This window comes from Streptomyces sp. AV19 (assembly GCF_015999245.1).
Taxonomy (GTDB): Bacteria; Actinomycetota; Actinomycetes; order Streptomycetales; family Streptomycetaceae; genus Streptomyces.
The window spans coordinates 224,405-234,392 of record NZ_JAEAMR010000010.1 but is presented as its reverse complement, the minus strand read 5'-3'; the positions used below and the strand labels follow the sequence as shown (position 1 = coordinate 234,392).

Below are 9,988 nucleotides of genomic sequence, written 5' to 3'. Positions count from 1 at the left end.
CAGGAAACTCGTCGCGAACAACTCGAAGTGACATAGGCGGGATCACGCGACACTAGCTCAATGCGTCCCGCCCTTGGGGGTGCCGTCCGTGGCGCTCCACCATGCGGCGAGACGATGCTCGGCGAGGGCCGCGGTGAAGGAGGTCCAGGCGGGGGTTGGGAATTGGAGGGCTCTGCGACGAGGGCGCTTGGCGTCTCTTATGGACGCGACGTCGCGTATTTCGTCGGACATCTCGACGCAGTCCCCGCCCCCGTCGCTGTACGCGGACTTCCGCCATGCGGGGTTGCTCAAGAGGCACATTTGCCGTAGTCCTCTGCCAGTTGTTCGATCAGTTTCACCGAAGGGCCCATGGGCAGCGCCATCGCGTGTACCGAGTGATACCAGTGGGAGTGCCTCGCCACAGTGGCGCGGTCCCGCACAAGCTCGCCGAGGGCTCCGCCTTCCAGATACGCCACGTCAGGGCGAGCTTTGAAGGACAGCATGGTCAACGAGCCGCCCATCGAGGCATGGCCTCCGGCGGAGAAAGGCAGAACCTGCACCTCAACCTTGGGCTTCCGCGCCGCTTCCAGAACACGCAGGAGTTGCTCCCTCATCACGGCAGGGCCACCCACCGGGCGTCGCAGCACTGCCTCGTCAAGTACCGCCCACAGGAGTGGCGGGTCGGATCGCGCCAGGAGCTTCTGTCGGTCGAGTCTCGCCGCAACCTTCAGATCGATCTCTACCGCCGTGAGCCAGGGCTGCGCATGCCCAATGACCTCCCGGGCATACGCCTCGATCTGCAACAGCCCAGGAATGCTCTGCGACAGGTATTTGTGCATGGCGATTGCCTTCGCCTCGTACTCGATGTACTTCACCGCCCAGTCGACATATGGGGCCTTTTCGATGGCCTCCCGTAGATCCTTCAGGTCCCCGCCCGCGCCGAGCAATTCGTCCAGCCGATCCGAAACCTTCGGATGCGGCACCTCTTTGCCCAGTTCGAACTGAGCGATCCGGCTGTGCGCAATGGGGACCTTGTCCCCAAGTTCCCGCTGCGTCCAGCCCGCCCGAATCCGAAGCTTCCGCAGCTTCGCCCCGTACAGGGCCGCCAGGGACGCCGACGGGTCAAGTCCCTTAGGGGCAGGCACCGTTGCCACCCATTTACGTTCCACGTCGCCGAAAACGATTCCGCTGGTGAGCGTAGCGCCACTGCCCGATGCTGGATACGGAAACGAAAACGGAGCGACCCCGGCCCCCACCGAGGTACCCCCATGCCCAGAAACCCCGATCTCATCGCCCTCCGGGAGATCGCAGCTCGGCTGGCCGTCGAGCTGCACGACGCGTTCAAAGCCCACGGGCTGACCGTGCACGTGACGCCGGAGCCCCCGATGCGCGACGCGTGTCCGTCCTCGATCCGCTCAGCGAGGGCGAAGCCCGGCTCATGGCAGCCGCCTTGCGTACGTACAAGGCGGTGCGGCCGGAGACCATGCGGGCCGGAGTCGCGGCGGCCAACGCCCGTAGCCGTCAGGGGCAGTTCGGGTGAGCGAGCAGCGGCGCCCCTGCGCGGAGTGCAGGAAGATCAAGGAGCGCTACTACCGCGCCTGGCGCGCGGGCGACCGCGAGCAGGCCGAGGAGCTGACGACGATTATGGGGCGCCATCTGCGCGATGCGCACGGAACATAACCCACAAGGGTGTTGCACCCCAAAGGGGGATCCGCCGCCGCCCGCGCGGACTACGGTGCGCAAAATGGGACACCGGGAGAAGAACGAAGGCGACTGCACCTTGCTCGTACATGTCGCGCCCCTCGGCAGCGACGTCACGCTCGTTCCGCACGAGCTCATCACCGACCCCCGCCTCGGCTCGGAAGCCGTCCACCTGGCCTTGTGGCTGCTGTCGGAGCCCGAAGGCTCGGATTTGTCCATCGAGGAGGTGGCACGCCAGGCCGGGATCAGGAAGTCCCGCTTCCTGCGTGCCAAGCGGGAGTTGACCAAGGCGGGTTACCTCCAGGAGTAACCGTCACCCACAAGGGGGTTATGCGCCCTTGAAGGAGCTTCCGGGCATCCGGCGCAGCTACGGTGCGCTCATCGGGTTGCTCCGCACCGGAACGCGAAGCGACCCCCGACGCCGGCGGCAACCGGCGAAGGGGGTCTACACCCGCAGGGAAGACAGAGGACTCCCAACAAATGCTCGTGCATGTTAGCGCGCTCAAAAGCCGTTTCACGCAGGTTCCGAACGACGTCATCGACAACCCCCGCCTCGGCTCGGACGCCCGCAACCTTCTCCTGTGGGTGCTCCGACGGCTCCGCGGGGCGGCGGTACCACCGCTCTCGGAGATCGCGCGCCGACTCGGGATCAAGAAGAGCGGGTTCATGCGCGCGAAGCGGGAGTTGCTGAACGAGGGGTCGACGGCCTCGATCCGCCGCAGGTAGGCGGTGGTCAGCGCCGACGAGGTCAGCGAGCCGTCCGCCATGCGCGCCTGTAATTCGGGGATCGTCACCGTGTCGAGATCGATTCCCGGTACGGGTCCGGAGGCTTCCGCGGACAAAGCGGATGAATTCGACGTACCGGTCAGTAGGGATCCCACGGTCAGGGCGACGGCGATCAGCGCGGCGACGCGTCTTTTCTCCATGGGGGCCAGCCGACTACAGAACCGGGCGACTCGCCAGGCCCCGGAACCGGGACATACGCTGGTTGTACGACCTTCCCAGGGGACCAGGAGGTCAGACCATGCTCTACGTCCTGTTGGCGACCCACAGTCCGGAAGTCTGTCCCACCAGCAACGCGAGCACGAAAGAACTGCTGCTCCGGCTGGCTCCGGAGATTCCGGGCATCGCCGAGAAGTCCGGCGTCACCATTCTGGCGGGGCCGATCGTCAATCGGGAACACCTGATCATCGTGATCGTGGAGGCGGACACGTCGGAGAACGTGGACCGCTTCCTCGTGGAAAGCCGCATTCCGCAGTGGAATCGCGTGCACATCCTGCCGTCGCTGAAGATGGAGGAAGTCCTCGACGAGGTACGGGAACTGGAAGCGATCTTCTGAATCCGAATCGGGACGGGCGGTGGAACGGCCGGGCCGGCCTGCCCGGCCGTTCCGGAGCACGTCAGCCCGTCGGCCCGTCAGCCCGTCAGCCCGCAGTCGGCTTCCGGCGCCGGTGTGACGATCGGCGAACAGGCCGCGGGAGCCGCCGAAGTGGTCCACGTGGGGGTGGGTGCAGATGAGGCCGGCGACCGGCCGGGAGCCGTCGGCGGCGGAGCGGTAGAGCTCCAGGGCGGCCTGGGCGGTCTCGTAGGAGGTGAGGTGCCCGGGCCGTAGTGTCAGTGGGGCGCGGCAGGCTTTTCCTGCGGCAGCACACACACCGCCGAGGAAAGGTGACCGCAGAACCATGGCGTACAGCACCGACAGGCGCCGCCCCGCCCGGGCGCCGCGCGAGCACGGCGACCTCCCGGCGACCCTGCGCCGCCTCGACGGCGCACCGTACGGGCGGTACAGGTCGCTGACCGGGCGGTGGAACGTGGACGGGGCGGACGGGGTGGACGGGCTCGCGGTCGAGCTCGTCCGGGCGCAGGCGGATCCGTACGCGCCGCCCGCGCGGGTCGCCGTGCACGTGCCCGCGTCCGTCGCCGGGTTCCCGGCAGAGCTGTGCCGGACGCCGTTGCGCCGCCGGGCGCTGGCGGGTTTCCTCGCCCGCCGGGCCGCGGCCCTCGCCGACGACGACCTGCTGGTGGACGCGGGCGGTCAGGAGGTGCTCGACCGTTCCTCCTGCCAGGTGTCGCAGGCGGGCGCGGTGACGCTGCGGCTGAACGTCCCCCTCCCCGGGCCGGGGCGCCGCATCGACGGCCGGGCCGCGGAGGACGTCCTGTGCCGCCGCCTGCCACGGCTGGCCGAACGGGCCCTGCGGTACGAGGCGTTGGACGCAGCAGCCGTACAGCGCTTCGTCGGGACGGCCGAGGATTCGTGCGCCCTGCGTGAGGCCCTGCCCGGCCTGGGGCTCGTGGCCTTCGTGGCCGACGGCGCGGTGCTGCCGCGCCGCAGCGGCGTGGACGACCGCCCCGCGACCGGGCCGGGCGTCGTCCCCTTCCGGTCCCCGGATGGGCTGCGGGTGACCGTCGAACTCCCGCACGCGGGCGCCGTGTCGGGGATGGGCGTGCCGGAGGGCGTCACGCTCGTCGTCGGCGGCGGCTTCCACGGGAAGTCGACGCTGCTGCGCGCGCTGGAGAGCGGGGTGTACGACCATGTCCCGGGGGACGGGCGGGAGTTGGTGGCGGCGCGCCGCGAGACGGTGAAGGTGCGGGCGGAGGACGGCCGCCGGGTGGAGCGGGTGGATCTGCACGCGTTCGTCAGCCACCTGCCGACGGGGCAGGACACCACGGACTTCCGCACGGACAACGCGTCCGGCTCCACCTCCCAGGCCGCGTCGATCGTGGAGGCCGTGGAGGCGGGGGCGCGGGTCCTGCTCGTCGACGAGGACACGGCCGCCACCAATCTGATGATCCGGGACGCACGGATGCAGGCGCTGGTGGCGAAGGACCGGGAGCCGCTGACGCCGTTCGTGGATCTCGTCGGGTCGCTGCACCGCGAGCACGGGGTCTCCACGGTGCTGGTGATGGGCGGTTCCGGTGACTACATGGAGGTCGCCGACCGGGTCGTGATGATGGACGGCTACCGCCCGGCGGACGTCACGGCGCGGGCGAAGGAGCTGGCGGCGGTCCCGACCGGGCGCCACGCGGAGGCGGACGCGTTCCCGGCCGTCGTCCACCGCAGCCCCGACCCGGCGTCGGTGGACGGCACGGTCCGGGGCCGGCTGCGGGTGACCGCCCGGGGCACCGACGCCCTCGTGCTCGGCGAGCACACCGTGGACGTCCGGGCGGTCGAGCAGATCACGGACTCCCGGCAGGTGGTGGGCATCGGCCTGGCGCTGGGCCTGCTGGTCCGCGAGGGCCACCTGGACGGGCGCCGCACCCTGGCCGCCGCCCTCGACCTCCTGGACGGCCGACTCGCCGACGGGGTCGGCCCGTTGCTGTCCCTGCGCGACGAAGACTTCGCGCTCCCCCGCCGCTTCGAGGTCGCCGCGGCCCTCAACCGGCTGCGCACGCTGTCGGTGGTGGACCGCCGGAGAGGCACGGCGTAGCACCGCCGCTTATCATCGACGCTCGTACCACAACGGGGGAAAGCGGGGGAACGGGTGGTTTTGCTGTGATTTCCGTGTTGGTCGCCGAGGACCAGCACGTCGTGCGCACCGCGCTGGTCTCCCTGCTCGGCCGGCAGCTGGGCATCGAGGTGGTGGCCGACGTCGCCTCCGGCGCGGACGTGTGCGCGGCCGCGCTGCGGCACCGGCCGGACGTGGCCGTGCTGGACCTGGGGCTGCCGGGCGTGGACGGAGTGAGCGCCGCCGGGGCGCTGCGGGAGGTGCTGCCGGGCTGCCGGTCGCTGATCCTCACGGGGATGGACCGGCCGGGGCAGGTGCACCGGGCCCTGTCCTCCGGGATCCCGGGCTTCCTGCTCAAGACCGCGACGGCGGCCGAACTGACCGACGCGATCCGGACCGTGGCCGCCGGCGGCCGGGTGATCGGCAGCGGGCTGGCCGAGGCGTACTGGGAACCGGGCGTGTGCCCGCTCACCGAGCGGGAGGCGCAGGTGCTGGCGCTGGCCGCGACGGGCGCGGCGCCGCGCGAGATCGCCGCCGAGCTGTTCCTGTCGCTGGGGCGGGTGCGCAACTGCCTGTCGGCGGCCACCACGAAGCTGTGCGCCCGCACGCTGGTGGACGCGGTGCGGATCGCCGAGCGCAACGGCTGGATCTGACGCCGTCAGGCGGGAAGGGTGACGGTCAGCCGGAAGCGGCCGTCCGCGTCCGTACCGGCGGTGAGGCGCCCGCCCCGCTCCTCCGCCCGCGCGGTCAGGCCGGGCAGCCCGCTGCCGTACGGGTCCGGACCCCCGGCCCGTACACCGTCGTTGACGATCACGAGGCGCACCGCGCCCGCCTCCTGCCCGACCGTGACCGCGCAGTGCCGCGCGTCGCTGTGGCGCAGGACGTTGGTCACGCCCTCGCGGAGCGCGGCGCCCAGGACGCCGGACAGGTCCGGGGGCGGGGGCGTCGCGGGGCCGGTGACCTCGGCGTCGACACCGGCGCCGGTGAGGACGGCGCGGGCGCGGGCGAGTTCGTCGTCAAGGGCGAGGGCGATCCGGCCGCGCGCCACGCCGCGTACGTCGGCGAGCGCGGTGCGCGCGAGCTGCTGGATCTCGGCGAGTTCGCGGCGCACGGCGTCCGGGTCGTGCGCGGCCGCCTCGGCGGCCTGCGCCCTGAGGGCGACGGCGGAGAGCTGGGCGCCGAGCAGGTCGTGCAGGTCGCGGGCGACGCGGTCGCGTTCGTACTGGACGGCGCGGGCGGCGGTCCGGGTCCGGTCCGCCTGGGCCTGGGAGGTGAGCCGGGACAGCCGTACGATGCCGTGCACGACGAGCCCGACGAGCAGGGTGTCGAGGGCGACGCGGAAGCCGAGGCGGTTGTCGACGGGCAGCAGGACGATGATCAGCGGCCCGCTGGCGGCGACACCGGCGGCGGCGTAGAGCGAGAGCGGCCGGGGCAGTTGGGCGAGGGCCGCGCCGAGCAGGAAGCCCAGGACGCTCAGCCAGGGCTCGCCGAGGACGAGCAGCGGGATGTAGGTGAGCACGGCCTGGGCCGCGAGCAGGAGCAGCCGCCGGTGCGGGCGGCGGCGGGCGCGCGGCGGGGCGTGCTGGGCCACGGTCACCAGCAGCAGAGCGGCGGTGAGCGCGGCGGGGACGGCGGCTCCGTACGGGGCGGCCTGCTCCAGCAGGCGCGGGTACGCGGTGCCGAGCGCCACGCAGAAGACCGCGCACAGAACGAGAGAGGTGAGCAGGCCGGCGCGGACCTGCCGGTCGGCGCGGAACACTACGACGTCCGGCAGCCGTCCGTGAGCAGCGGCGCGACCGGGTCGAGGAACCAGCGGCCCTCGTCCTGGACGGTCTCCCAGCTGACGCAGGAGACGAGGTGGCCCCGGCGGGTCGCGGTGAGGGTGATGGTCCGCACGTGCCGGGAGGCGTCGGGGGTGACGCGCACGGCGTCGAACCCGGCGTCCGCCAGCTTGTCCTCCAGGGAGCTGGTGTACTCCCCGGCGCCGTCGCCGTGGACGTAGCGCTCGAGTCCGCCGATGTCGTCGCTGTGGAAGGAGCGGTCGACCACCGCGGCCAGCGACTCGAAGCTGTCGGCCCCGGCCTCGGGGGTGCGGGCGATGGCGACGATCACGACGGCCATCCAGCCCAGGAACGCGGCCGCGCCGGCGGCCGCCAGGAGCTTGGCGGGGGCCGTCTTCCTGCGCGTCCGCGGCGGCTGTGACATCTCTCCTCGTAACGGTCGCGGTCGGCAGGCGGCGGAGGGCGGGTGTGCGCACCCGTCCCTCCTCCGCCAGCCTACCCGACGCTAGTTATGGATCGTGATGCAAGCCTTCTTGCCGGGGAATTTGCTCCAATAGCCGCACATCTTCGTGTTGTTGGGGAAGCTGCGGTTGATCGTCTTGGAGACCTCGACGGTCTGCGTCCGCCGCGCGTCCTGCATCGGCCCGGTCCAGGACCAGGAGCCCGCGACGATGACCGGCTTGTCCTTCCACGCGCGGTTGTTGGACTTCTTGCTGATGGTGAACCGGTCGATCTTCAGCTTGGTGCCCTTGACGTCCAGGCAGACCGATCCCGAACCGTCCGTCATGCCCGCGTTGCCGGTGCATCCGCGCGCCGAGGCGGCGGCCGGGGACGCGGCGAAGCCGATCAGGGACAGGGTGGCGGCCGCGACGACACCGGCGGCCGATGCGCGGCGCCGCTGGAACTTGCTCATGTCTTCCTCAGGATTGGACTCGTGGGGGTGCGAGTCCATCCCAGCAGGGCGCGACGCGGCCGGGGAGTGCGGGCTTCACGGCCCTGGCGTGAGATCTTCACGCGAAGCGCCCTCCGGGCGCGAAATTCAGCCTGTCTGGGGGTTGCCCCCTCCGGGGAGCTTGAGGATGAGCGGCGGAGCCGCGACCCGGGGTCCGGGGCGGAGCCCCGAATCCAGCCCGTCCGGCGCTTGAGGACAAAGCGGCGCAGCCGCTTTGCGGGGCCCGGGGCGGAGCCCCGAAGCGGGGTCCAGGGGGCGCAGCCCCCGGCGGGGTGCAGGGGCGGAGCCCCGCCCACCGCGCGGAGCGCGGTGCCGACCCGGGCGGAGCCCGGAAGAAACGGTGAAAGGGCGGGGCGGGGAGAAAACCCCCGCCCCGGAACGGGCGCGCTCCGCGCGTCAGCCGCGCCGCGACCGCGCCTTGAACGCCGCCTTCCGCGCCTCCTTGGCCACCTTCTTGTCCGGGTGCAGGCGCCCCATCGCCTCCAGGACGTCGGCCGTCGCCGGGTGCTCCACCCGCCACGCCGCGTCGAAGAAGCCGCGGTGCTGCCCGACCAGCCCCTGCACCAGGTCGCGGAGTTCGGCCGAGTCGTCCTCCGTGGCGAGCTGGGCGGCGATCGTGTCCACGGTCAGCCAGAAGACCATCGCCTCCCCCGGCTCGGGAATGCCCGTGGCGCCGCGCTCGGCCAGCCAGACCCGGGCGAGCCCGCCGAGCTGCGGGTCGTCGAGGACCTCGCGCAGGGCCGGCTCGGCCTCCGCGGGGACGAGCGCGAGGGCCTGCTGGCAGGCGAGGCGGCGCAGCGGCGCGTCCTCGTCGTCGCCGCGCGCGGCGGCCAGCAGGTCGCGGGCGGCGACGACGGCCTCCCGGCGGGCCAGCCAGAGCTCGGTCTCGGTGCGGGCCGCGGACTCCGGGTGGTGGGGCAGCGCGGCGAGCAGCTCGTCGGCGTCCCGCTCGGCGAGGTCGCCGACGGCGGGGGCGTCGACGCCGGCCTCCAGCATCCGGGTGCGCACGGCGAAGACGCCCAGCGGGGTCAGGGCGACCATGCCGTAGCGGGTGACGTCCTCGTCCTCGGGGACGTCGGAGGCCACGCCGTCCACGGATTCGCGGATGTGGCCCTCTCCGTCGACCTCCTCGATCAGCGCCTCGTCCACCGGCTGGTACTCGACGAGCCCGGTCGGGGCGAGCATCCGGAACTGGTCGTCCAGGCGCATCATCGCGTCGGAGACCTCTTCGAGGATGTCGTCGGTGGGCTCGTCCATGTCGTCCGGGACGATCACGGAGGCGGCCAGGGCCGGGAGCGGCACGGGCCGCTCGGCGGAGCCCTCGTCCAGGGCGGTCAGCAGGTAGAGGTTGCCGAGGACGCCGTCGAGGAAGTCCGCCTCCTCCTCCGGGTTCCAGTCGATCGCGTCGAGGTCGAGCTCGCCGCCCTCGGAAATCTGGTCGACGATGTCGCCCAGGTCGGGGGCCGCCGCGTCCGCCAGGACGGACTCCAGGCCGCCCAGCCACAGGTCCAGGACGTCCTGCGGGCTGCCGGAGGTGAGCGTGGCCAGCTCCTCGCCGGCCACCGCCGTGCCGCTGGGCTCGTCGGCGTCCGCGCCCATGTCCGAGTCCTCGGCCCCGGCCCGCTCCGTGAACTCCACCAGCCCGGTGTCGAGCGCGAGCTGCCACGCCTCGGCGGTGTACGCCGGACCGTCCTCGTCGCCGTCGAGCCCCAGCAGCCCGGTCGCGGTGCGCAGCTGGTCGGCGAGGAGCTCGCCGCCGGCGCCGACCGGGGTGCCCTCCCCGGCCCAGCGGGCCAGTCGGGCGGCACGGGCGAACAGCGGCGCGGAGAGCGCGTCGCGCGCGAGCTCCGCGTCGGGGCGGAGCCGCACCGGCGGCATGGTCGGGCGGTCTGCGGGCATCAGGGGGGTCATCTCCTCGGGGGCGACGGCACCGTGGCGGGCCGGCGTGATGAACGTCATGGTCCGGGGGCGTGGCCGCGGCCGCCCGCCCGCGGCGGCGAGCGCGCACGGGTGCCGGAGGCGCACGTACCGCCCCAGCGTAGACGGGTTTCGCCCGCCGCCGCCCGGTTCACGGACCCGTCGGGTGCCGTCCACCCGCAAGACCTTGACAACTGACGTGTTCACACAAG

General features: G+C 72.4%; 13 protein-coding genes and 1 pseudogene. 7 read left to right on the top strand and 7 right to left on the bottom strand.

Going from position 1 to position 9,988, the window contains the following annotated elements:
- Window positions 1-57: 57 nt before the first annotated feature.
- Together I5Q34_RS19400 and I5Q34_RS19395 are read right to left on the bottom strand one after the other, a co-directional pair.
- On the bottom strand, window positions 58-291 hold the full coding sequence (locus I5Q34_RS19400; protein WP_234429149.1) for a DUF397 domain-containing protein: 234 nt from the start codon (window positions 289-291) through the stop codon (window positions 58-60).
- The gene (locus I5Q34_RS19395; RefSeq protein ID WP_277965351.1) at window positions 288-1,331 is read right to left on the bottom strand and encodes a helix-turn-helix transcriptional regulator; all 1,044 of its coding nucleotides are present in this window, start codon (window positions 1,329-1,331) and stop codon (window positions 288-290) included. Before I5Q34_RS19395 ends, I5Q34_RS19400 begins: the two co-directional genes overlap by 4 nt.
- A gap of 44 nt (window positions 1,332-1,375) precedes the next feature.
- Between I5Q34_RS19395 and I5Q34_RS19390 the strand changes: the two genes are divergently transcribed.
- From I5Q34_RS19390 to I5Q34_RS19370, 5 genes are all read left to right on the top strand, one after another.
- Complete coding sequence (locus tag I5Q34_RS19390) at window positions 1,376-1,519, top strand: hypothetical protein (RefSeq protein ID WP_199893589.1); 144 nt, start codon at window positions 1,376-1,378, stop codon at window positions 1,517-1,519.
- Window positions 1,516-1,659 (top strand): hypothetical protein, encoded by a 144-nt coding sequence (locus tag I5Q34_RS19385; protein WP_199893588.1) that lies wholly within the window; start codon window positions 1,516-1,518, stop codon window positions 1,657-1,659. Before I5Q34_RS19390 ends, I5Q34_RS19385 begins: the two co-directional genes overlap by 4 nt.
- A gap of 64 nt (window positions 1,660-1,723) precedes the next feature.
- A complete protein-coding gene (locus I5Q34_RS19380; protein ID WP_199893587.1) occupies window positions 1,724-1,990 on the top strand; it encodes a hypothetical protein in 267 nt (88 codons plus the stop codon).
- 170 nt (window positions 1,991-2,160) lie between these two features.
- A complete protein-coding gene (locus tag I5Q34_RS19375) occupies window positions 2,161-2,406 on the top strand; it encodes a hypothetical protein (protein ID WP_199893586.1) in 246 nt (81 codons plus the stop codon).
- Between the two features lie 298 nt (window positions 2,407-2,704).
- Window positions 2,705-3,019 (top strand): hypothetical protein, encoded by a 315-nt coding sequence (locus tag I5Q34_RS19370; protein WP_199893585.1) that lies wholly within the window; start codon window positions 2,705-2,707, stop codon window positions 3,017-3,019.
- Window positions 3,020-3,061: 42 nt separating this feature from the next.
- Here I5Q34_RS19370 and I5Q34_RS36095 read toward each other — a convergent pair.
- Window positions 3,062-3,364, bottom strand: a pseudogene (locus tag I5Q34_RS36095) (MBL fold metallo-hydrolase); the annotation flags it as partial.
- On the opposite strand from I5Q34_RS36095, the gene I5Q34_RS19360 reads away from it, so the two are divergent.
- Both I5Q34_RS19360 and I5Q34_RS19355 read left to right on the top strand, forming a co-directional pair.
- Window positions 3,363-5,108 carry an ABC-ATPase domain-containing protein gene (locus I5Q34_RS19360; protein ID WP_199893584.1) on the top strand — a complete coding sequence of 582 codons (1,746 nt, stop codon included), beginning with the start codon at window positions 3,363-3,365 and terminating at the stop codon, window positions 5,106-5,108. The pseudogene I5Q34_RS36095 and the gene I5Q34_RS19360 sit on opposite strands and share 2 nt — an antisense overlap.
- A 65-nt stretch (window positions 5,109-5,173) precedes the next feature.
- Window positions 5,174-5,779 (top strand): response regulator transcription factor, encoded by a 606-nt coding sequence (locus I5Q34_RS19355; RefSeq protein WP_199893583.1) that lies wholly within the window; start codon window positions 5,174-5,176, stop codon window positions 5,777-5,779.
- Window positions 5,780-5,784: 5 nt separating this feature from the next.
- On the opposite strand, the gene I5Q34_RS35810 is transcribed toward I5Q34_RS19355, so the two are convergent.
- From I5Q34_RS35810 to I5Q34_RS19335, 4 genes are all read right to left on the bottom strand, one after another.
- Window positions 5,785-6,885 carry a sensor histidine kinase gene (locus I5Q34_RS35810; protein WP_199893582.1) on the bottom strand — a complete coding sequence of 367 codons (1,101 nt, stop codon included), beginning with the start codon at window positions 6,883-6,885 and terminating at the stop codon, window positions 5,785-5,787.
- Window positions 6,885-7,331 (bottom strand): hypothetical protein, encoded by a 447-nt coding sequence (locus tag I5Q34_RS19345; protein ID WP_199893581.1) that lies wholly within the window; start codon window positions 7,329-7,331, stop codon window positions 6,885-6,887. The genes I5Q34_RS35810 and I5Q34_RS19345 overlap by 1 nt, the downstream gene beginning before the upstream one ends.
- A gap of 81 nt (window positions 7,332-7,412) precedes the next feature.
- Window positions 7,413-7,820, bottom strand: a complete 408-nt coding sequence (locus tag I5Q34_RS19340; RefSeq protein WP_199893580.1) for a hypothetical protein — start codon at window positions 7,818-7,820, stop codon at window positions 7,413-7,415.
- Window positions 7,821-8,255: 435 nt separating this feature from the next.
- A complete protein-coding gene (locus tag I5Q34_RS19335; protein ID WP_199894258.1) occupies window positions 8,256-9,758 on the bottom strand; it encodes a hypothetical protein in 1,503 nt (500 codons plus the stop codon).
- Window positions 9,759-9,988 lie beyond the last annotated feature (230 nt).